This is a genomic window from Variovorax sp. dw_954 (genome assembly GCF_018449755.1).
GTDB lineage: Bacteria > Pseudomonadota > Gammaproteobacteria > Burkholderiales > Burkholderiaceae_C > Variovorax.
This window is the reverse complement of sequence record NZ_JAAVVD010000006.1, coordinates 260,981-281,784: the sequence shown is the minus strand read 5'-3', so window position 1 is coordinate 281,784 and position 20,804 is coordinate 260,981. Positions and strand designations below refer to the sequence as shown.

Sequence of the window (20,804 nt, the reverse complement as noted above, 5' to 3'; positions counted from 1 at the left end):
GCGAAAACCAAGGAGCCGCCCGTGAATTCGAGTGATATCGTTGCGCTTGCAAATAAACTCGATGCGGCAGGCCTCCTGTTGCCCGCGCCAACCCCGCTTGACGGGTCTGACCTGGGAACAGATCGAATCCATCAGAGCCTGGTCGTCAATCTCGCCCAAGTGATTGCGGAATCAGGCAATGCGCGATCGGTAGACATCTATACCGATACGCTGGTTGTGTCCGATGGCATGCGCGTGCAAATAGGCAATACGCCGCAAAGGCTCTCCATTATTGCCAGGCGCATCGTCGTGGAGGGTTCGGGTACCGGCCATATCTTGCTCGCCCACGACGGCGCAGGACCGATTGGTGCGGTGCGCATCCTGACGGGCAGCGTAGTGGGGGACTTCCGTGTCGTGTCCGTTCGGAACAAGAAACACGAACCCTACGATCTTGAGCGATTGAAGGAGAATTCCGAGCGTCCCTGCTACACCGTGTTCCATTGGCGGGATGATGCCTCCGCCATTTCCCGGTCTGAAGTGCCGGCAGGATTGCTGCGGCTGGGACGACCGTTGTATCGTTCCCTCGCGACATCGTTCGATCTGTGCGCCGGAGCACTCGGCGCCCCGTCCAACGAACGCGTGGCAATGGTTCAAGCGATGCTTGGGTGGGTTGCGCGGTTCGCTGGCCTGCATGCCGACCTCGCGCCGATCGGCCGCATTTCCGAGGCGGTACGAGCGCTCCTGCCTGTGGCCCAAGGCGACGATCTCGTGCATCCGATACCACCCAGGACCGCCGACAGCTACAGACAACTGGCCTGGTCACGCAAGGAGCTGGCAAGGGCGACCGGCCTGGATATCAAGTTCCTCGATTTGACGGGCACCATTGGAGACATCGCGCATCAGTTTGTCTCGGCAGGTATCGGCCGTGATCGCCAGGAAGCCAAACTGATTGAAGGCCAGGTGATAGAACTGGCCTTGCGACGCAAGACCATTGCAGCAGCAATGGAACGGGTCGCTCGCGACATCGCCGATCAGAAATTCGAGGCCAATTTACAGAGCATCCGGCTTGGCCTGGCCCTGGAACTCGACAAAATCGACAAGATTGTCAAAGCATCCTTCGAAGTCGTCGGCGCCTTGATCAATCTGGCGACCAGTCTCGGTGCGATCGCGATGGGGGTTCCGCCCCTTCCGGGTGGCGGGTCCCACGGCGATATCAAAGGCGTCACCGGCCTCATCGATGCGGTCAAGAACACGAAGTACGGTGGAATGTTTGCCGGCGGCGGGCTTGACCATCTGATGACCGTCATCAATCTCTTTGCCTTGCCAGTGACTTTCGCGTGGGAGAACGGCGCAGACCACGCCAACAGCATCAAGAAGTTGTTGGACGCCACGAGCGCGATCCAGAAGGCCGGCACAGCGATATTGAACAACCTCACATCTCCTGATCTGGCCGCGGAAATGAGCAGTCTGGTCGGCGAGGCGATCCGCGCCATCGCCGGCAAGCCCCACCCGATCGAAGCCAAGGCAGCATGGGATGCCATTGAGGTTGACGTCGTCAACGGCCTGCAACTCATCATTGACGGCGAGTTCTCCGACGCAGTGAAGCAGGCGGCGATCAAATACAAGACGCTGATGGAGAAGGTCTGTATTCAGGGTCGTGTGCTCTCGGAATATCAAGCTGCGGGCGATGCCGTGGATCGAGCGCAGGGCACACTTGTCTTGCAGCGCCTGGCGCAGATCGGCAAGCAGGCGGAACTCGAAAAACTGCAGGCCACGCTCACCGAGCGCACCGTGCTGGCAGAAACGATCAAGGCAGAGATAACGTTGCGCCAGCAAGCCGCGGCACGCGAATTCTTTGAAGCCTGCTATGGTTTCCAGCGCGCAACTTTCTTTGAAACGTACACGCCCACGACCTTCGTCGTACCCGAAGTGCTCTCCGATCCCGCCCTGATGGAGGCCCGTTGCGCGGCGATGGAAACTGACCACGCGGATGCCACACGATTGATCGGAATAAAACAAGTTGATTTTGACCGCGAAATATTCATCGACGATCCGGAATTGATGGCCAGGCTGGAGCGCGGCACCGTGACTTTCCCGCTCTCGCCAAATCATCCGTTATTGGCAACCCTGTCGCACGTACGATTGACGTCGGTTCAGGCACGGCTGGAAACTACCCCGGCCCTGACCGGGCATGTAGCCCTGATTCTCTATAGCGGTGAGAGCTGTCAGGACCGTATCGACAGCACGCGCAACGCAAGATTTTTTGGTTGGTTTCAACCATTTCCATTCGAGTACCGAGGCGATAAAGTAGAACTCTCCCGGGAATTGAAGCACGTCCTGCTTCCGCCGTTCTCCGACTGGACCATCGGCATCTCGCAACCACTGTCGCCTCCGAAAATCGTGGGGCTGCGCGTGCGGCTTATCGGTCAAGCTTTTCTATGAAGACAGGGCGCATTGTTGGCGCGCTTTTCGGCATGCTGGCCGCCTGGCAAGCCGTGGCCGGGGTTTGCACAGTTCCGCCCGAGCCGAAGATGGCACCTGTTCCACGCGCCTCCTGGCAGGATATCGCGAAGTTTGCGTTCATGGTCGGCAACGACTCTGACGCAGTCCAAGGCAACATGCAATTGGCGTCGCGGTTGCGGACATTCGGTAGCTTCGCCAATTTGCACGCCAGCGGCGCTGCGTGGCGAGATACAAGGGCACGGTCCAGGGCACTCGCCGCAAAGCTGGTAGCTTTGGATGCCGACCTCCTCTCCCTCGCCAATCTGTGTCAGCAACTCGACGATGCTGGTATGGGCGGCAAACCGCTCGACTTCGCGCTATGGACACAGAAGATGGATGGGGTCCGCCGCAATTTGGCAACCACGGTGGTGGACTTGCAAGGAAATGTGCCCTCGGGCTCGTTCCGCAATGCGATGGAGACCTTTGCCCTGAGCGCAACAAATGCGGCGCGATCCTATTCGGCCGCCCGCTTTCCCGAATCGGCCGTCCTGCCTGTCAGTCCCGATCCGGTACAAACGGCCGGGCAGATCGAGGAGATCTGGGGGCGCTGGAGAGCGATCATTGTGGATGTTGCTCATTTATCCAGCACCTTGCCGCAACGGCCCGATCCTGATTCAGAAAAAGTGCTGGCTGATATAGCCTCCGCAATGCCGCAGCTTGCCCGAACCATATCCTCAGCGCGATCGATTCACGATCAGGATATTGCACAACAAGAATTTGACCATCTCGTATCCGGAGACTATTTTTACGATGCTTGCGCAATAGAGGAGAATACCAGTTACTACCTGTACACCGCACGCTACAGCCTCACCGCCTTGATTCGGGACCCGGCCAGTACGAATTTTGTGGTTGGCCATGCAACAGGCCCGACGTGGCGTTTCCGACGCATTGGAATGGGTTACTGGCAAATACTGGATGGCAGCGGGGCGGCGCTTGCTGCTGACAAGGATATTGCCTCCAAGAATCCACTCAGCACCATCCCCGCCAATCGAATTGGACCGCAAGGTGCGGCGCAGACCTGGCGATGCTTCGGGACCCCCCAGCAAGGTCAGTATCGGTTCGTCACCCAATTGCTCGGGGAAACACGATCCTTGGGTTTGGCTAAACAGCATGACAAGAATGGCCGAATTCAGGTAAAAATGATTGAGACGGCGAACGAATCCGAACAGTATTGGGCAGCTTGGCCGCGTTAGGAAATGGTCTGGTTCACGAATTCCCGCTCGACGCATCCAACCGGGTGATCGTTCAATGGTATTGAGGGCCGCGGAGTTGAAGACGCGATTGCCTGCAGCTATATCGAGTTCCATTGAAATGCCTGCGACTCCAGACTTGTCGGCCAGCGGTATTTGAGCGACGCAGGGCAATAACAATTCGTGGCGCCACGACGAGCGCCCCGGCACGCGAGCGTCTCTCTTCTGTCTGACAGCGACAAGCGGCCTTTGCCCGCGGCCCTACAGCATCCGTGAAATCTTCCGAGCCGCCTCCAGCAGCGGCGGCAGCATCGTCTCCTGCATCACCTTGGCGCTGGTGCGGTTGGCCTGCCCGCTGATGTTGAGGGCGGCCACGGCGCGTCCCGCGCGGTTGACGATGGGCGCGGCAATCGAGACCAGCCCTTCCTCCAGTTCCTGGTTCACCAGGCACCAGCGCTGGCGGCGCGCCTGCGCGACCTTGGCCAGCAGGACGTCCATGTCCGTCACCGTGTGCTTGGTGAGCGGCTGCGGCGACGACGCCTCGAGCCGCGCGCGCAACTCATCGTCGTTCAACTCGGCCAGCAGGAGGCGGCCCATCGACGTGCAGTACGCCGGCAGCCGGGAGCCGACGCCCAGGCTGATGCTCATGATCTTGTGCGTGGGCACGCGCATCACGTAGACGATGTCCGTCGCGTCCAGCACGGCCGCCGAGCACGACTCCTGCACCTCCTGCACCAGCGCCTCCATCACCGGCTCGGCGCGGTTCCAGATCGGCATCGACGAGAGATAGGCGAAGCCGAGGTCGAGGATGCGCGGCGTCAGCGCGAAGTGCTTGCCGTCCGACTCGACATAGCCCAGTGTCTGCAGCGTGAGCAGGATGCGCCGGGCGCCGGCGCGCGTGAGGCCGCTCGCGGCCGCGACCTCGCTGAGCGTCTGCCGCGGCGCACGGGCGCTGAAGGACCGGATCACTTCCAGCCCGCGCGCGAAGGACTGCACATAGGTGTCGCCCGGCCTGGGTGGTGCGTAGTCGTCAGATGTATGGTTTTGTATCGGGGTGGTTGCCATGATGGGTCAATCCTCCTAGAATTCATTATAAGAACAAATGTTCGGTATGCGAACAAGTTGCAAGAATCCGCCGAGCAACCATTCGCAACGATCCGTTCAGTGATTTCCCCGAATCCCCCAACTGGAGACAAGCTCACATGATCAACAAGATCGCGCGCTCGGTTGCCGACGCGATGGCCGACATCAAGGACGGCTCGACCGTCCTCATCGGCGGCTTCGGCACAGCCGGCATCCCCAACGAGCTGATCGATGGCCTCATCGAGCAGGGCGCAAAAGACCTGACCGTCGTCAACAACAACGCCGGCAATGCCGAGGTGGGCCTGGCCGCGTTGCTCAAGGCCGGCCGGGTGCGCAAGATCATCTGCAGCTTTCCGCGCCAGGCCGACAGCCAGGTGTTCGACGGCCTGTATCGCGCCGGCAAGCTGGAGCTGGAACTCGTGCCGCAAGGCAACCTGGCCGAACGCATCCGTGCGGCCGGCGCCGGCATCGGCGGTTTCTTCTGCCCGACCGGCTACGGCACGCAGCTCTCCGGCGACCGCGAGACGCGTGTCATCGGCGGCGTCCACTACGTGCTGGAGTATCCGATCCACGGCGACGTGGCGCTCATCAAGGCCGAACGCGGCGATCGCTGGGGCAACCTGGTCTATCGCAAGGCCGCGCGCAATTTCGGCCCGGTGATGGCCATGGCCGCGAAGAAGACCATCGCCACCGTGCACGAAATCGCCGAGTTGGGAACACTCGACCCCGAGACCATCGTGACGCCGGGCATCTTCGTCCACCAGGTCGTACAGATCGAACGCATCGCCACGCAAGCCGGCGGTTTCAAGAAGGCAGCATGACCATGAGCGCTACTTACACCCGTCGCACCAAGGACCAACTCGCCGCCCGCGTCGCCCAGGACATCTTCGACGGCGCCGTCGTCAACCTCGGCATCGGCCAGCCCACGCTCGTCGCAAATCACCTGCCGGAAGGCCGCGAGGTCATCCTGCAAAGCGAGAACGGCATCCTCGGCATGGGCCCCGCACCCAAGGCCGGCGAGGAAGACTACGACCTCATCAACGCCGGCAAGCAACCCGTCACGCTGCTGCCGGGCGGCTCCTTCTTCCACCATGCCGACAGCTTCGCGATGATGCGCGGCGGCCACCTCGACATCTGCGTGCTCGGCGCCTTCCAGGTGTCGGCCACGGGCGACCTGGCCAACTGGCACACCGGCGAGAAGGACGCGATCCCCGCGGTCGGCGGCGCGATGGACCTGGCCATCGGTGCGAAGCAAACGTGGGTCATGATGGACCTGCTGACCAAGCAGGGCGCGAGCAAGCTGGTCAAGCAATGCACCTATCCGCTGACCGGTATCGGCTGCGTCAAGCGCGTCTATTCCGACCTGGCGACGCTCGAATGCACGCCGGATGGCCTCAAGCTCGTCGACAAGGTCGACGGCCTGGAGCACGCCGAACTCGAAAAGCTCGTGGGCTTGCCGATCGCACAATAAGCAGCCGAACAGCCAATACGGACATCCGGCCGCGAAGGACGCAAAGGTTTCGCGAAGGACGCGAAAGGAAAACCGAGAAAGAATTCATGGAGTTCTTTCGCGTCCTTCGCGAAATCTTCGCGTCCTCTGCGTCCGGTACCCGTATTTATTTCACCTTCTGAAGAGACAACATATGACCACCCAAGCCTTCATCTGCGACGCCATCCGCACCCCCTTCGGCCGCTACGGTGGCGCGCTCTCGAGCGTGCGCGCCGACGACCTCGGCGCCGTGCCGCTCAAGGCCTTGATCGCCCGCAACCCGAAGGTCGACTGGCAAGCCGTCAGCGACGTGCTCTACGGCTGCGCCAACCAGGCCGGCGAAGACAACCGCAACGTGGCACGCATGTCGGCGCTGCTCGCCGGCCTGCCGCTCGAGGTGGGCGGCTCGACCATCAACCGCCTGTGCGGCTCCAGCCTCGACACCCTTGGCACCGCGGCCCGCGCCATCAAGTCCGGCGAGGCGGGCCTGATGATCGCCGGCGGCGTCGAGAGCATGAGCCGCGCGCCCTTCGTCATGCCCAAGGCCGAGTCGGCTTTTGGCCGCGCCAATGCGGTGTACGACACGACCATCGGCTGGCGCTTCGTCAACAAGAAGATGAAGGAAGCCTACGGCGTCGACTCGATGCCCGAGACGGCCGAGAACGTCGCCACCGACTACAAGATCGAGCGCGAGGCGCAGGACCGCATGGCGCTGGCATCGCAGCAACGCGCCGTGGCTTCGCAGAAGTCCGGATTCTTCGATGCCGAGATCACGCCGGTGAGCGTGCCGCAGAAAAAGGGCGACCCGATCATCGTCAGCAAGGACGAGCATCCGCGCGACACCACGATGGAAGCGCTGGCCAAGCTCAAGGGCGTGGTGCGGCCTGATGGCACCGTCACCGCCGGCAACGCCAGCGGCGTGAACGACGGCGCCTGCGCGATCCTGCTGGCCGATGAAGCCACCGCCGGCAAGTACGGCCTCACGCCGCGCGCCCGCGTGGTCGGCATGGCCACCGCCGGCGTCGCGCCGCGCATCATGGGCATCGGCCCGGCACCGGCTTCGCAGAAGGTGCTGGCCCTGACCGGCCTCACGCTCGACCAGATCGACGTCATCGAACTCAACGAAGCCTTCGCCGCGCAGGGCCTCGCGGTGCTGCGCATGCTGGGCCTGAAGGACGACGATGCCCGCGTCAACATCAACGGCGGCGCGATCGCCCTGGGCCACCCGCTGGGCGCCAGTGGCGCGCGCCTGGCGACCACCGCGGTCAACCAGCTCCACAAGCAGGGCGGCCGCTACGCGCTGTGCACCATGTGCATCGGTGTCGGCCAAGGCATCGCGGTCATCCTCGAACGCGTGTGATCCGGCGGCCCGGGGGGATCACCCCAGGGCCTTCGCCAGCTTGAGCAGCAAGTCGAGCAGCGGAATCTGCAGGCTCGCCACCACGACGAAGGGCAGCCCCAGCGGGGCGAGGACGTACCACACAGACTTGAGGGTGATCGGGGCCATCCGCATCTTCGAGACCGCCTCGTACAACGCCGCTGCATCGGCCACGACGCCGATACCGGGCGCCTCCACGATGGGCGCGTCTTCCACCGTCTCGTGCAGGATCCAGCGCCGGTACAGCAGGCGGCCCTGCTCACCCACCAGCGCCGCATAGGCCGGCAACGCGTGCGAGCGCGCGGTGTGCAAGGCGGGCGCCAGGGCCATCAACGGCAACAGCAGGCAAAGCGTCCACAGCACGACGAACAGCAGCGCGGGCATCTGGAACGTATCGAGCTTGGCGCCATGCACGACGATTTCATGCGCCCAGTGCGACGCCATCGTGGCCGAGAGCACGAAGGTCACGATGGCGAAGCCGCGCGGCAGCTTCGCCACGAAGCCGATGCCGGCGCATCGGTCGGGGTGCGAGGGCACCAGCGACAGGTCCAATCGGCCAATGCGCCAGAAACACCAGGTGATCAGCAGGATTCGCCACACCCACGCCGTCACGAGTGCAACGAAGATCGGCCGCGCCACCCACACGAACCACCAGCCGCCGAAACCGAGTGAACCATCGGCGTCGATCGCCCAGTTCAGCGCGTCGTCCCTGAACGAGGGATGCACCGTGGCCGACCATGCAATCGAGAAGCCGAGGACGAGGATCCACGGCACCGATGCGTCACGCGCCCGGCGCATCTCTGCGATGAGGCGGTCGAAGGGCGAGCCCGGCGCGCTGGATGCGATGCCGCTCAGGTGGAACTGCTGCACCAGCTTCTGGATCATGGTCTGCAACGGACCTTCGGCAATGACCAGCAATGGAATCGCCAGCAGGCAGCGTACGTGGACGCCGTAGTGCTGCAGCAGCGATTCGCCGGGGTCGACGTTGCCGAGGCGGCGCATGGTGGTCGCCCAGATGACGATGGGCAGCCAGCACAGCATTGCCAGGAACACGGCGCGACGGATGGTGCCCAGCCCGTCGGGCGGAACGAGGCCCAGCCGGCGCATCCAGCGCAGGGGCAATTCGTTGTCGATCGGTGCGAACGTCGCGTCCGGACTTGTCGATGGCATCGTCATCCTCATTGCTGATGTGGGCCTCCCGCGACCACTATAAGCGCCCGCATGGGCGCGCCAGAAGCGCCGCGGCAAAAAGCAAAAAGCGCCCGAAGGCGCTTTGTGCAGGCTGGGCCAAAGGCGCGCTCAGCGCTTGCCGGCCTTGCGCAGTTGCTTCAGGTGTTGCACCGAGTGGTGACGGCCATAGCTGAAGTAGATCGCCAGCCCGATGACGAGCCAGACCACCAGCCGCAGCCAGGTGTCGCCGGGCAGCGCGCTCATCAGCATCAGGCAGAAGCCGATACCGAGGAAGGGGATGAACGGCACGCCGGGAACGCGGAACGGACGGAAGGTGTCCCGCTCGCTCTTGCGCAGGTAGATCACCGCGCCGCACACCAGGATGAATGCGAACAGCGTTCCGATGCTCACCATTTCGCCCAGGATATGGATCGGCACCAGGCCCGCCACGATGGCGCAGATGAGGCCGATGAAGATCTGGCTCATGTGCGGCGTGCCGAACTTGGGATGCAGGTTGGAGAAGAACCTGGGCAGCAGGCCGTCGCTGGCGATCGTGTAGAAGATCCGGCTCTGGCCGTACAGCAGCACCAGGATCACGGTGGTCAGGCCGGCGAGGGCGCCGAACTTGATGAGCAGCGACAGCCACGGCTTTCCGATGACGTCCACGCCCAGCGCGATCGGGTCCGGCACGTTGAGCTTCGCGTACGGAACCAGGCCGGTCAGCACCGCGGCCACGGCCACGTACAGCGCGGTGCAGACGATCAGCGAACCCAGGATGCCGATAGGCATGTCGCGTTGCGGGTTCCTGGCTTCCTGCGCCGCGGTCGAGACGGCGTCGAAGCCGATGAAAGCGAAGAACACCACCGAGGAACCGCGCAGCACGCCGCTCCAGCCGAAGTGGCCGAACTCACCCGTGTTCGCGGGAATGAACGGCGTCCAGTTGTCCTGGTTGACGTAGCCGATACCGAAGCCGATGAAGGCCACCACGACGATCAGCTTGATCGCGACCATCACGTTGTTCAGGCTGGCCGATTCCTTGGTGCCGCGGATGAGCAGGAAGGTCAGCGCCATGATGATGAGCGCGGCCGGCAGGTTGAACAGCGCCGTGATCGTCGAGCCGTCCTTCAGGGTGACGGCGCCCGGCGAATGCATGAGCGCCGGCGGCAGGTGGATGCCGAACTGCCCCAGCAGGCTGCCGAGATAACCCGACCAGCCCACGGCGACAGTGGCCGCGCCCATGGCGTACTCGAGCACGAGGTCCCAGCCGATGATCCAGGCCGCCAGCTCGCCCAGGGTGGCGTAGGTGTAGGTGTAGGAACTTCCGCTGACCGGAATCAGCGCCGCCAGTTCGGCGTAGCAAAGTCCCACGAAGGCGCAGGCGAACCCGGCCAGGATGAAGGACATCATGATGCCGGGCCCTGCGTATTGCGCGGCCGCGGTGCCGGTCAGTACGAAGATGCCGGCGCCGATGATGGCCCCGACCCCGATGGCTGTGATGCTGAAAGCGCCGAGCGATTTGGGCAGCGTGTGACTGCCTTCCCCGCTCGCGACGATGTCGGCCACGCTCTTGCGCGCCGTGTACTGGCTGTTTGCCATTCTTGTCTCCCTGATTTTGTAGATGAGGCGCCGCGGAGGTCCCCGGCGGCGCCCGCGCGGAAGTTAGCACACGCCCTCGCGATTGACGAGTACTCACGCGCCTTCAGGAAACGTTCAGTCGACAATGCGTCGTTTGAATGCCTAATTTATGTGCATCCGGCGCATGGCCGCATGCTGGATATGCATCAATGCCGCCCAATGCCACCTCATGGCCGCCCGTACGGCGGCTGGCTTCACTCGCCGCCCGCGTCCGGTTCGCTGGCCATTGACGCCGCGGCGGCCGGGCGTGTTTGGCCCTGCAGCCGTGAAAGCTCGTCCGTGTATTCGGGGCCGAAGCGCAGCCGGATGTAGCGCGCGTTGCGGCGTTGCGCCTCGGCGCTCTGGGGGTTGTACTCATTGCGCGTCATGTAGCCGGTGAGGCGGGCACGCGTCGCCATGGCGGTGTCCGCCTTGACCTCCGCGCGCTGCGCATCGCCCACGTGGACGGTCGCCAATTCCGCGGCGCCGACCCAGGCTTCCGGCGCGGCCTGCCGCTGCGCCAGGAAGCTGTTGAGCAAGGCGACGACCTCGGCCCGGACCACCGCGCCGCCGACGGTCGAAACTGCCGGTCCCGTCCATTGCTCTGCCGGCACGGTCTGGGCCGATGACACCGTTCCGCCGGCGACGAGCGTGGCCGAGAGTGCGAATTGCGTGGCGTTCATTGGGTTGCGCTCCTTCAACTGCGGCGCGCGGGCTGCGGGGATCGCATCCGCGACGCGGCAGTGTCGGTCCAGGTTGCCCGACGGCGATGTGCGCTGGCGCACACGTTTGCGCTGCTCGGGGCCCGCGGCGCAGAATGGCAAGCCCGCCGACGCCCATGGATCCGCCGATTCGCTCCAGCCTGGCCTTGCGCTCGCTGCCCCTGTTCGCGAGCTTGCCCGACGCGCGGCTCGAACAACTGGCGCGGCAGTGCCAGTGGCACCAGCTGGCGGCGCACCAACCCCTGCTGCTGCGCGCGGACCCGCAGCGCGATGTCTACTTCCTGCTCTCCGGCCGGCTGCGCGTGACGAGCTACTCTGCGGGCGGCCGCCAGGTGAGTTTTCGGGATTCGGTCAAGGGCGACTGGTTCGGCGACATGGCCGCCATCGACGGCGGGCCGCGCTCGGCCGACGTCGTCACGCTCGAGCCCAGCACCGTCGCGAGCCTGGACAGCGCGGCGTTCATGGCGCTGCTGCGCGAAGAACCCCTGGTGGCCGAGCGCGAGATGCGCCACCTGGCCGGGCTGGTGCGGCAACTGTCGCAACGCGTCATCGAACTCAGCACGCTGGGCGTGCAGAACCGGCTGCATGCGGAGCTGCTGCGCATGGCGCGCACGGAAGGCATCGTCGACAACGTCGCGAGGCTTGACCCGGCTCCGCTGCACGAGGCGCTGGCCAACCGCATCAGCACCCAGCGCGAGCAGGTCACGCGCGAACTGGCCCGGCTCGCGCGCGATGGCCTGGTCGAGAAAGACGGCAAGGCCATGGTGCTGCGTGACGTGGAGCGCTTGAGCCGGATGGTGGCGCAGGTGAGCGGGGCCGGGTAGGTAGGCAGGGCGCAGCTCACACTCTCCGCGATACAAAGGCAAGCGCCGTGTGGCGCGAGTCGGGGGAGGGCGCACGCGGCGGCGCTCTCGTCGAAGACCCGAGGAGGTCACAAGATGGAAATCATCAAGAACTACAAGCTGCATGAAGTCGAGCACGGCGTCCCCGTGAAGATGTGGACGCGCGGCGTACCCGTGGAGGCCGAGGCGCAGAAGCAACTCGAGAACGCGGCTCGCCTGCCCATCGTCTTCAGGCACATCGCTGCCATGCCGGACGTGCACTACGGCATCGGCGCGACCGTCGGTTCGGTGATTCCGACTTTCAAGGCCATCATCCCCGCCGCGGTCGGCGTGGACATCGGTTGCGGAATGATGGCGTGCAAGACCACGCTCGATGCGCGAGACCTGCCCGACAACCTGGGCCCGCTGCGTTCGGCCATCGAGCGCGCCGTGCCGCATGGCTCCAACCCCAGGCGCATGGGCCGCGACAGGGGCTCGTGGGAAACGCCACCCGATGAAGCCGATGCGGCGTGGGCCACGCTCGTCGCCGAGTTCAACCTGATCTGCGAGGGCTACCCGCGCCTGAAGAACACCAACAACCACAAGCACCTGGGAACGCTGGGCACTGGCAATCACTTCATCGAGGTCTGCCTGGACGAAGCTGGCGCCGTGTGGTTCATGCTGCACTCGGGTTCGCGCGGCGTGGGCAATGCCATCGGCACGCACTTCATCGAGCTGGCCAGGAAAGATGCAGAGCGGCACCAGCGCAACCTGCCCGACCAGGACCTGTCGTACTTCGAGGAAGGCTCGCAGTACTTCGGCGACTACGTGCGCGCCGTCGGCTGGGCGCAGAAGTTCGCGCGGGCCAACCGCGAGGTGATGATGGAGCGCGTGATCGGCGCCGCCCGCAAGGTCATCGCGAAGCCTTTCGACGCACATGTGGAAGCGGTGAATTGCCACCATAACTACGTGAGCCGCGAAACGCACTTCGGCGAAGACGTGCTCGTGACCCGCAAGGGTGCGGTGAGCGCGAAGGCGGGCGAGCTGGGGATCATCCCCGGCAGCATGGGCGCCAGGAGCTTCATCGTGCGCGGCAAGGGCAACCCGGAAAGCTTCATGAGCTGCAGCCACGGCGCAGGCCGGGCCATGAGCCGCACCAAGGCGAAGAAGATGTTCACCATCGCCGACCAGATCGCCGCAACCGAGGGCGTCGAATGCCGCAAGGACGCCGACGTGATCGACGAGATTCCGATGGCCTACAAGGACATCGATGCGGTGATGGAAGCCCAGAAGGACCTGGTGGAGGTGGTCTACACGCTCAAGCAGGTGGTGTGCGTGAAGGGGTGAAGATGCGACCGGGCTCGATTGGCGGAGCCACGTCGACTCAAGAGAGGCGCCGCGGTCAGGCGGGGCTGCAACGTGCGTGTGAAAATCCGCCGCTTGCAATTCGCTCCGATCTCCGACCCCCATTTCTATGCCGCCGCCGTGCCGGCCGTGTTGTTGCTCGGCATCAGCAAGAGCGGCTTCGGCGCCGGCTTCGGCTCGCTGGCCGTGCCGATGATGGCGCTGGCCGTCACGGTCCCTGAAGCCGCTGCGATCCTGATGCCGGTGCTGCTGCTGATGGACCTGCTGGGCATCGCCGCGTTTCGGCGCGACTTCGACCGGCAACTGCTCGGCTTCCTGATCCCGTTCGGGCTGGTCGGCACCGTGATCGGCGCCATGCTGTTTCGCACGCTGACGCCGCACACGGTCGCGGGCATCGTCGGGCTGTTCACGTTGCTGTTCCTGGCGCAGCGGCTGTTGTTCCCGCCCACGGCCGACTCGGCGCCACCGTCCCGCCTGGCTGGCAGCGTGTTGACGACGATCTCGGGCTTCACCAGTTTCATCGCGCATGCGGGCGGGCCGCCGGTCAATGCGTATGTGATCCCGCTGCGGCTCAAGCCGGTGGAGTTCGCGGCGACGATGGCCTATTTCTTCTTCGTCGTGAACCTGAGCAAGTGGGTGCCCTACGCCTGGCTCGGGCTGCTCGACTGGCGCAATCTCGCGACCTCGCTGGTGCTTCTGCCGCTTGCGCCCTTTGGCGTGTGGGCAGGCGTGCGCATCGCGCGTCGCATCAGCGGGACCTGGTTCTATCGCATGCTGTACCTGGGCATGTTGTTGACCGGGCTCAAGCTGGTGTGGGACGGATTCATTGCCTGAACAATCACGAACAGACAGGGCCAAGACATGACTATTTCCACCAGCCGCCTCACCATCCTCACCGGCGCGTCGCGCGGCCTTGGCCGTGCCATGGCGCAACAACTGCTGCAACCGGGCGCGACGCTGGTCTGCATCTCGCGCCACACCGATGCCGCGCTCGCGGCAGCGGCGCAGGCCGCCGGCGTCGTGCTGGAGCAATGGCAGCAGGACCTGTGCAATTCGGTCGTCGCCGCGGAACGGCTCGCCGCGTGGCTGCAGGCCATCGAGCCGTCGCGCTTCGAGCGCGCGACGCTCATCAACAACGCCGGCACCGTCGGTCACCCACGCCCGCTGGCCGAAAGCGTGATTGCCGAACTGGCGCAGGCATTGCGCGTCGGCCTGGGTGCGCCGGTGATGCTGACGAGCGCCTTCCTGAGTGCGACGCGCGACTGGCCGGGCCGGCGTGAAGTGCTCAACATCTCCTCGGGCCTGGGCCGCAATGCGATGGCCAGCCAGGCGCCTTACTGCGCGGCCAAGGCAGGCATGGACCACTTCTCGCGCGCGGTGGCGCTGGAGGAGGCGGCCCGGCCGAACGGCGCGCGCATCGTGTCGCTGGCGCCGGGCGTGATCGACACCGACATGCAGGTGACGCTGCGCAGCACCGGCGCCGACGAGTTCCCGGACCGCGAGCGCTTCGTGCAACTGAAGGCGCAGGGCCTGCTGGATTCGCCCGAAGTCGCTGCGGCGAAAGTGCTGGGCTACCTGGATCGGCCCGACTTCGGGAGCAAGCCGGTGGCCGATGTGCGGGACGCCTGATCGCGCATCACAGGTAAACCTTCTGCAGCAGTTTGATGAGCGTCTCCCGCTCCCGCGCCGTGAGCTTGGCGCTCGCATCCAGCTCCAGCTGCGTCACGGTCTGTTCGGCCTCGCGCACCAGCTTCTTGCCGGCGGCGGTCAGGTGCAGGCCCACGGCGCGGCCGTCGGTGGGATGGGGGCGGCGCTCGATGAGGCCGCGGCTGTCCATCGCGGCCACCAGGCTCACCAGGTTGGGCGGCAGGATGTCGAGCGTGGCGCAGAGCTGGCGCGAGGTGGCGCCGGGGTTGTGCGCGAGCAATGACAGCACCGAGAAATCGACCTGCTTGAGCCCGTACACGGCCATGCGCTCGGCGAACACGGAACTGATGACGCTCCACGCGCGGCGGGTGTTGTAGCCCACCAGCGATTCAAGGACGCGCGTGTCGAGCGAGGCGGATTCGGAGGAGGAAGAAGAGGGCGTGCGGGCAGTCGGCATGATGGCGCGAGCGTAACTTAAGGAAACCCCGGCACTGTCGTGGCGTCACGTCGCGGGCTGCATCGTCACCGCTTCACAGGCCCGCTTGACCATGCCGAGCCGCATGTCGAACTCCGGCAATGCGTGGCGGCGGAACGCCGCGGCCGGCGCCGACCAGCGCGAAGCGTCTGGCTCGCCCGACGCGGCCACGTCGATGCGCGCCCAGGCCCATGCCATCAGCGTGAGCATCACCACGCGCAGGTAGTCGTCGGCGACTTCATACGGCAACGCGGGGTCGGCGTGCGAGGCCATCGCCACCGTGGTCGTGAGGTAGCGCAGCTGCGCCAGTCGGCGCTGCGCGTCCGCGTCGGTGTCGCGTGAAGCTTCCAGTTCGTCGCGCAGTTCGACCAGCAGCTTGCCCATGCCGGCGCCGCCATCGGGCAGCACCTTGCGCACCAGCAGGTCGATCGCCTGGATCTCGTTGGTGCCTTCGTAGATCATCGACACGCGTGCATCGCGGACGATCTGCTCCATGCCCCATTCGCGCACGTAGCCGTGGCCGCCGAAGACCTGCAGGCATTCGCTCGCGCCCTGGAAGCCCTGCTGCGTGCAGGCCGCCTTGAGCACCGGCGTGATGAGCGAACACCAGCGCTGCGCACGCTCGCGCGAGGCCTTGTCCGCATCGTGCCTTGCCACGTCGAGCATCAGGGCGGTGCGGTAGGCCAGCACGCGCGCGCCATCGATCCAGCCGCGCTGCGTATCGAGGATGCGGCGCATGGCGGGATGCTCGACGATCAGGTCGGCGGCATCGCCCGGGCCGCGGCTTGCCGGCACTTGCGGCGCACGCATCTGGCGGCGTTCGCGCGCATAGGCATCGGCCTTCTGCCATGCCGCATCGAGCAGGCCGATGCCCTGCAGCGCGACCAGCAGGCGCGCCGAATTCATCATCACGAACATGGCCTGCAGCCCGCGGTTCGGCTCGCCGATGAGCCATCCCGTGGTGTCCTCGAAACGCATCTGGCAGGTGGGGCTGCCGTGCAGGCCCATCTTCTCCTCGATGCGTTCGCAGTGGACCGCGTTGCGCGCGCCGTCCGGCAGCAGCTTGGGCGCGAGCACCAGCGACAGGCCCTTGGGTCCTGCCGGCGCATCCGGCAGGCGGCAGAGCACCAGGTGCACGATGTTGTCGCTCAGGTCGTGCTCGCCGCCGGAGATGAAGATCTTGTTGCCGCTCACGCGGTAGGTGCCATCGGGCTGGGGCGTGGCGCGCGTGCGCACCTGGCCCAGGTCGCTGCCGGCATGCGCTTCCGTGAGGCACATCGTGGCGAGCCACTCGCCGCTGGCGAGCTTCGGGAGGTAGCGCTGCTTCAGGTCGCCGTCGCCGTGGTGCTTCAGGCATTCGTAGGCGCCGTGCAGCAGGCCGGGCGCCATGTTGAAGCCCTGGTTCGCCGCACTGAGCCATTCCGACACGATGGCCGACAGCAGCGTGGGCAGGCCCTGCCCGCCGTCTTCCGGCGAGGCTGTCAACGCCGGCCAGCCGGCCTGCCATAGCGCGCGATAGGCCTCGCGGAAGCCCGGCGGCGTGGTGACGTTGCCTTGATCGAAGCGGCAGCCGGTCTCGTCGCCCACGCGGTTCAGCGGCGCGATCACTTCGCCTATGAAGCGGCCGGCCTCCTCGAGCAACTGCGACTGCAGCGATGCGTCGTACTCGGCGAAGGGCGCGAGCCTGACAAGCCGGCCGCTGGCGCCGAGCACGGCATCAAGGATGAAGCGCTGGTCTTCGGGGCGAGGCTGATAGTCCATGTGAAAGCTTCAGGGTGCAGTGCAGGCGAAGCTGCCCGCACTTTCAACGTCGCCGCCCTGGTAGCGCGCGACTTGCGGGTAGGGGCACAGCGGCCGTGTGCGCCTGGCGGACCAATTGGCCGGCACTTCGGCGTTGACCACGCTGGCGCCGGGGCCACGCGCGGCAGCCGTGACCGAGGCCGGCGCCTGGCCTTGCTCGACCCAGGCCACCAGCGCCGTCAGCATGTCGAACTGGTCGGTGGCCGGGCCGCCTGCGCAGTGGTTCATTCCGGGCACGGGGAAGTAGCGCGCGAAGCTGGCCGCGTCGCCGCCGTTCGCGGCCTGCACGCGCTCGTACCAGGCGGCCGTGTCGTCCGAGGAGAACACGGGGTCGCTGGTGCCGTGGTAGACCATCATCTTGCCGCCGCGATTGCGCAGCGCCGACAGGTTGGCCGCATCGGGCGGCGTCATGAAGGCCATCGACGACGTGCGGTAGACCGGGTCGGTGGCTTCGATGCGCGGCAGGTCGCGGTCCATGTCGAAACCCAGCGTGAAGGCCATGCCGCCGGGGCGCTCGACCATCGGCGGGGTCGCGAAGATGAACTGCACCGCGCCAGAGTCGCGCGTGCTCGGGCTGGCGAACTTCCATTCGCGCCAGTTGCTGCCGCCAATGCCGCTGTCGAATGGAAAGCTGGCATAGATCGGCTTGCCGGCACTGTTGCGTGCGCCTGCGAAGACACTCGACAGAGCCGTCTTCTGCGGCACGCTGAGGCAACTGCCGTCCCGCACGCCTTCCGCGCATGTCGGCACTGCCGTGTCGAGCTTGAACGTCGCCTGGCAAGCCTTGACATCGGACACGATGCCATCGGCCAGGCCGTCGAGCGCGTCGCATTGCGCGAGCACCTTGTCGCTCACGAGCTTGAGTTCGGCGGGCGTGAAGGCGCTCTGCAGGTCGGGCTCGTCGTCCTCGGTCTTCCTGCTCGCCACCTTGGCATATTGCTGCGCCCCGTAGAGCTGGGCCACGGCCGCCTTCGGCAGGTTGAAACCCGGGTCGCCCACGAGGATGCCGTCGTACTGGTCCGCGGAACGCACGGCCGCGACCATCGCGTGCCGGCCGCCATTGGAACAACCGCCGAAGTACGAGCGATCCGGACCGCGGCCGTAGGCGCGCGCGATCAGGCCCTTGGCCATGGGCGTGAGTTGCGCGACCGCGTTGTAGCCGTAGTCGAGCCGTGCCTGCGGGTCGACGCCGAAGCGCGGGCCCATCGATCCGGGATGCCCCGCATCCGAGCTGATCACCGCAAAGCCCATCTGCAACGCATTGGTGGTCGGCGCGCCGCCGCCGATGCCGCCGAGCGCGGGCACCACCACCCCGTCGAGGCCGCCATTGGCCTGGTAGAAGAAGCGTCCGTTCCATTCGACCGGCATGCGCAGTTCGAAGCCGATCGCATAGGTGTTGTTGTCGACCGAACTGACCCGTTCGTTGACCTTGCCGCGCACCAGGCAGTGCGCCGGTGCGGGCTGGCTGCCGTTGCCGACCGGCACCGGTCCAGCCGCCACGGCCGTGGCCTGGGTGATGACGGTGCCGATGGGCCCGGTGAGGTTCGCCAGGTCGCCGCACGCCGTGAGTTCACCCGGGCGCGCGGCGCCGAGTTGCGGCGGCGGCGTGCCCGGTGCGATGCCCGCGCAGCCCGCCAGCGTTGCCACGGCCAGCGCAATGCCGGCGCCACCTTGCAAGCTGCCCCGGCGGGCCGTCCCTCGCAAACGGGGCGGCGCAGCGAGGCGCCGTGCGCGAACGGGGCCCTTGCTCATGATTCCGCCGTGAAGCCGATCTGCTTGACCAGCGGACCCCAGCGCTCGTATTCGGCCTTCTGGTCGGCCGCCATTTCCTGCGGCGTGCTGCCATGCGCCACCAGCCCGACCAATGCCAGCGCGTCGATCACCGACTTGTCGACAAGGGCGACGTTGATGGCGGCGCTGGCGCTGGCGATGGTGGCCGCGGGCGTCCTGGCCGGTGCGTAGAAGCCGAACCATTCCTCCACCGTGCAATCCGGGTAGCCGAGCTCGGTGAAGGTGGGCACGTCCGGCAGGTACGGCGAGCGCTTCTTGCCTGAGGTGGCCAGCACGCGCACGCGGCCGGCCTTCATGTATTGCAGGTAGTCGCCGCTGGGGTTCATGGCGGCGGCGATCTGCCCGCCGACCAGGTCGGTGATGCTGGGCACGGTGCCGCGGTAGGGCACGTGCTTCAGTTCCACGCCGGAGCGCAGGCCGAGCAGGGCGCCCAGCAGGTGCGGCATGGAGCCGGCGCCCGGCGAGCCGTAGCTGGCCTGCGCGGGGTTGGCCTTGGCCCAGGCCAGGAAGTCCTTCAGCGTCTTCACGTCTTCCGGCACGGCGGGTCCGATGGCCAGGCCGTGGAACATGATGGCGCCGATCGACACCGGCGCGACATCGTCCTGCTTGTAGCTGAGCTTCGGATAGATGTAGGGGTAGACCGAGAGCGCGGACACCGGCGCCAGCGTCAGCACGGAGCCGTCCGGCGGCGAGGCCTTGAGCGACTCGACCGCGATGCGGCCGCCTGCACCAGGCTTGTTCTCGACGTAGCCTGCGCCCTTGCTGTAGGGCGTGCCGCCCAGCTTCTCGGCCACGCGGCGCGCCACGCTGTCGCCCGCGCTCCCGGCAGGGAAGCCGTAGTAGATCTTGACCTGGTCCAGCGCCTGCGCGAGGGCGGTCAACGGGCGGAGGGCTGCGAGCGCGGTGACGGCGCCGGCAGCAGAGAGGATGGTGCGACGAGTGCTCATGTCATGTCTCCGGGGTTGTGGAAAGGTCAGCGCGGCGCCATGCGGAGCGCGCCATCGAGACGGATCACCTCGCCGTTGAGGTGGCCGTTGGTCACGACATGGCAGGCCAGCTCCGCGAACTCGGAGGGCTTGCCCAGTCGTGGCGGGAACGGGATCGACGCGGCCAGCGACTGCTGCACCGGCTCCGGCAACTCCATGAGCAGCGGCGTGGCGAAGAGTCCGGGCGCGATGGTGCAGACGCGGATGCCGTGTTGCGCCAGGTCGCGCGCCATCGGCAGGGTCATGCCGACCAGGCCGCCCTTCGAGGCGCTGTAGGCCTGCTGGCCGACCTGCCCGTCGAAGGCCGCGACCGATGCGGTGAACAGCATCACGCCTTTCTCGCCACCCTCCAGCGCAGGCAGCTTCGCGCAGGCCGCGGCAAACAGGCGCGCCATGTTGTAGCCGCCGATCAGGTTGACGTTGACCACGCGCACGAAGTCTTCCAGCGGCGCGGGGTTGCCGTCCTTGCCGACGATGCGCTTGGCGCTGCCGATGCCGGCGACGTTCATGAGGATGCGCGCCGGGCCGTGCGCGGCGGCGGCGCGTTCGATGGCTGCGCTCACGCTTTCGGCATCGGTGATGTCGCAGGCGCAGGCCACGGCGCGGCCGTCGCCGAATTCTTCGCCGATGGCCTTCGCGACCTTCTCCGCCAGTTCCGCATTGCGGTCGAGCACCGCCACCTTGGCGCCCAGGCGCGCAAGCTCGCGCGCCGTCGCTTCGCCGAGCCCCGACGCGCCACCCGTGACGAGTGCGGCTTGTCCTTCGATCTTCATCTGTCTGTCTCCTTGGGAA

General features: G+C 66.0%; 18 protein-coding genes. 9 read left to right on the top strand and 9 right to left on the bottom strand.

The annotated features are described in order from the left end of the window. The first annotated feature begins 21 nt into the window (after positions 1 to 21). Both HB681_RS12765 and HB681_RS12760 read left to right on the top strand, forming a co-directional pair. Complete coding sequence (locus HB681_RS12765) at positions 22 to 2,421, top strand: hypothetical protein (RefSeq protein ID WP_213955182.1); 2,400 nt, start codon at positions 22 to 24, stop codon at positions 2,419 to 2,421. Continuing rightward, a complete protein-coding gene (locus tag HB681_RS12760; RefSeq protein ID WP_213955181.1) occupies positions 2,418 to 3,674 on the top strand; it encodes a hypothetical protein in 1,257 nt (418 codons plus the stop codon). The genes HB681_RS12765 and HB681_RS12760 overlap by 4 nt, the downstream gene beginning before the upstream one ends. A 258-nt stretch (positions 3,675 to 3,932) precedes the next feature. Here the strand turns inward: HB681_RS12760 and HB681_RS12755 are convergent, their stop codons facing one another. Beyond that, entirely contained in the window at positions 3,933 to 4,736 is an 804-nt protein-coding gene (locus HB681_RS12755; protein WP_213955180.1) for an IclR family transcriptional regulator, read from the bottom strand. A gap of 137 nt (positions 4,737 to 4,873) precedes the next feature. Between HB681_RS12755 and HB681_RS12750 the strand changes: the two genes are divergently transcribed. The 3 genes from HB681_RS12750 (at position 4,874) to pcaF (ending at position 7,603) form a co-directional block, all read left to right on the top strand. Then, on the top strand, positions 4,874 to 5,575 hold the full coding sequence (locus HB681_RS12750; protein WP_213955179.1) for a 3-oxoacid CoA-transferase subunit A: 702 nt from the start codon (positions 4,874 to 4,876) through the stop codon (positions 5,573 to 5,575). Next, on the top strand, positions 5,572 to 6,225 hold the full coding sequence (locus HB681_RS12745; protein ID WP_213955178.1) for a 3-oxoacid CoA-transferase subunit B: 654 nt from the start codon (positions 5,572 to 5,574) through the stop codon (positions 6,223 to 6,225). Before HB681_RS12750 ends, HB681_RS12745 begins: the two co-directional genes overlap by 4 nt. A 172-nt stretch (positions 6,226 to 6,397) precedes the next feature. Further along, the gene (gene pcaF / locus HB681_RS12740; RefSeq protein ID WP_213955177.1) at positions 6,398 to 7,603 is read left to right on the top strand and encodes a 3-oxoadipyl-CoA thiolase; all 1,206 of its coding nucleotides are present in this window, start codon (positions 6,398 to 6,400) and stop codon (positions 7,601 to 7,603) included. Between the two features lie 18 nt (positions 7,604 to 7,621). On the opposite strand, the gene HB681_RS12735 is transcribed toward pcaF, so the two are convergent. The 3 genes from HB681_RS12735 to HB681_RS12725 all read right to left on the bottom strand — a co-directional run bounded on the left by HB681_RS12735 (position 7,622) and on the right by HB681_RS12725 (position 11,088). Continuing rightward, positions 7,622 to 8,791, bottom strand: coding sequence for a hypothetical protein (locus tag HB681_RS12735; RefSeq protein WP_213955176.1), 1,170 nt, complete (start codon positions 8,789 to 8,791; stop codon positions 7,622 to 7,624). Between the two features lie 129 nt (positions 8,792 to 8,920). Next, positions 8,921 to 10,387 (bottom strand): amino acid permease, encoded by a 1,467-nt coding sequence (locus HB681_RS12730; protein WP_213955175.1) that lies wholly within the window; start codon positions 10,385 to 10,387, stop codon positions 8,921 to 8,923. 233 nt (positions 10,388 to 10,620) lie between these two features. After that, positions 10,621 to 11,088 carry a hypothetical protein gene (locus HB681_RS12725; protein ID WP_213955174.1) on the bottom strand — a complete coding sequence of 156 codons (468 nt, stop codon included), beginning with the start codon at positions 11,086 to 11,088 and terminating at the stop codon, positions 10,621 to 10,623. Between the two features lie 155 nt (positions 11,089 to 11,243). Between HB681_RS12725 and HB681_RS12720 the strand changes: the two genes are divergently transcribed. The 4 genes from HB681_RS12720 (at position 11,244) to HB681_RS12705 (ending at position 14,942) form a co-directional block, all read left to right on the top strand. Next, on the top strand, positions 11,244 to 11,951 hold the full coding sequence (locus HB681_RS12720; protein WP_256734924.1) for a Crp/Fnr family transcriptional regulator: 708 nt from the start codon (positions 11,244 to 11,246) through the stop codon (positions 11,949 to 11,951). Between the two features lie 114 nt (positions 11,952 to 12,065). Next, complete coding sequence (locus HB681_RS12715; RefSeq protein WP_213955172.1) at positions 12,066 to 13,295, top strand: RtcB family protein; 1,230 nt, start codon at positions 12,066 to 12,068, stop codon at positions 13,293 to 13,295. 93 nt (positions 13,296 to 13,388) lie between these two features. Then, positions 13,389 to 14,147 carry a sulfite exporter TauE/SafE family protein gene (locus HB681_RS12710; protein WP_213955171.1) on the top strand — a complete coding sequence of 253 codons (759 nt, stop codon included), beginning with the start codon at positions 13,389 to 13,391 and terminating at the stop codon, positions 14,145 to 14,147. A gap of 27 nt (positions 14,148 to 14,174) precedes the next feature. Then, complete coding sequence (locus HB681_RS12705; protein WP_213955170.1) at positions 14,175 to 14,942, top strand: SDR family NAD(P)-dependent oxidoreductase; 768 nt, start codon at positions 14,175 to 14,177, stop codon at positions 14,940 to 14,942. A gap of 7 nt (positions 14,943 to 14,949) precedes the next feature. Here the strand turns inward: HB681_RS12705 and HB681_RS12700 are convergent, their stop codons facing one another. From HB681_RS12700 to HB681_RS12680, 5 genes are read right to left on the bottom strand one after another with little or no spacing between them, the layout of a single operon-like run. Further along, positions 14,950 to 15,417, bottom strand: a complete 468-nt coding sequence (locus HB681_RS12700; RefSeq protein WP_213955169.1) for a MarR family transcriptional regulator — start codon at positions 15,415 to 15,417, stop codon at positions 14,950 to 14,952. A gap of 45 nt (positions 15,418 to 15,462) precedes the next feature. After that, positions 15,463 to 17,196 (bottom strand): acyl-CoA dehydrogenase family protein, encoded by a 1,734-nt coding sequence (locus HB681_RS12695; RefSeq protein ID WP_213955168.1) that lies wholly within the window; start codon positions 17,194 to 17,196, stop codon positions 15,463 to 15,465. Between the two features lie 9 nt (positions 17,197 to 17,205). Further along, entirely contained in the window at positions 17,206 to 18,987 is a 1,782-nt protein-coding gene (locus HB681_RS12690; protein WP_213955167.1) for a tannase/feruloyl esterase family alpha/beta hydrolase, read from the bottom strand. Further along, complete coding sequence (locus tag HB681_RS12685; protein WP_213955166.1) at positions 18,984 to 19,973, bottom strand: Bug family tripartite tricarboxylate transporter substrate binding protein; 990 nt, start codon at positions 19,971 to 19,973, stop codon at positions 18,984 to 18,986. The genes HB681_RS12690 and HB681_RS12685 overlap by 4 nt, the downstream gene beginning before the upstream one ends. 26 nt (positions 19,974 to 19,999) lie before the next feature. Further along, complete coding sequence (locus HB681_RS12680) at positions 20,000 to 20,785, bottom strand: SDR family NAD(P)-dependent oxidoreductase (RefSeq protein WP_213955165.1); 786 nt, start codon at positions 20,783 to 20,785, stop codon at positions 20,000 to 20,002. Between the last annotated feature and the right edge of the window lie 19 nt (positions 20,786 to 20,804).

Coding starts and splice junctions, on each gene's coding strand:
- HB681_RS12760 (WP_213955181.1), top strand. CDS start 2,418: ATGAAGACAGGGCGCATTGTTGGCGCGCTTTTCGGCATGCTGGCCGCC.
- HB681_RS12755 (WP_213955180.1), bottom strand. CDS start 4,736: ATGGCAACCACCCCGATACAAAACCATACATCTGACGACTACGCACCA.
- HB681_RS12750 (WP_213955179.1), top strand. CDS start 4,874: ATGATCAACAAGATCGCGCGCTCGGTTGCCGACGCGATGGCCGACATC.
- HB681_RS12745 (WP_213955178.1), top strand. CDS start 5,572: ATGACCATGAGCGCTACTTACACCCGTCGCACCAAGGACCAACTCGCC.
- pcaF (WP_213955177.1), top strand. CDS start 6,398: ATGACCACCCAAGCCTTCATCTGCGACGCCATCCGCACCCCCTTCGGC.
- HB681_RS12735 (WP_213955176.1), bottom strand. CDS start 8,791: ATGCCATCGACAAGTCCGGACGCGACGTTCGCACCGATCGACAACGAA.
- HB681_RS12730 (WP_213955175.1), bottom strand. CDS start 10,387: ATGGCAAACAGCCAGTACACGGCGCGCAAGAGCGTGGCCGACATCGTC.
- HB681_RS12725 (WP_213955174.1), bottom strand. CDS start 11,088: ATGAACGCCACGCAATTCGCACTCTCGGCCACGCTCGTCGCCGGCGGA.
- HB681_RS12720 (WP_256734924.1), top strand. CDS start 11,244: ATGGATCCGCCGATTCGCTCCAGCCTGGCCTTGCGCTCGCTGCCCCTG.
- HB681_RS12715 (WP_213955172.1), top strand. CDS start 12,066: ATGGAAATCATCAAGAACTACAAGCTGCATGAAGTCGAGCACGGCGTC.
- HB681_RS12705 (WP_213955170.1), top strand. CDS start 14,175: ATGACTATTTCCACCAGCCGCCTCACCATCCTCACCGGCGCGTCGCGC.
- HB681_RS12700 (WP_213955169.1), bottom strand. CDS start 15,417: ATGCCGACTGCCCGCACGCCCTCTTCTTCCTCCTCCGAATCCGCCTCG.
- HB681_RS12695 (WP_213955168.1), bottom strand. CDS start 17,196: ATGGACTATCAGCCTCGCCCCGAAGACCAGCGCTTCATCCTTGATGCC.
- HB681_RS12690 (WP_213955167.1), bottom strand. CDS start 18,987: ATGAGCAAGGGCCCCGTTCGCGCACGGCGCCTCGCTGCGCCGCCCCGT.
- HB681_RS12685 (WP_213955166.1), bottom strand. CDS start 19,973: ATGAGCACTCGTCGCACCATCCTCTCTGCTGCCGGCGCCGTCACCGCG.
- HB681_RS12680 (WP_213955165.1), bottom strand. CDS start 20,785: ATGAAGATCGAAGGACAAGCCGCACTCGTCACGGGTGGCGCGTCGGGG.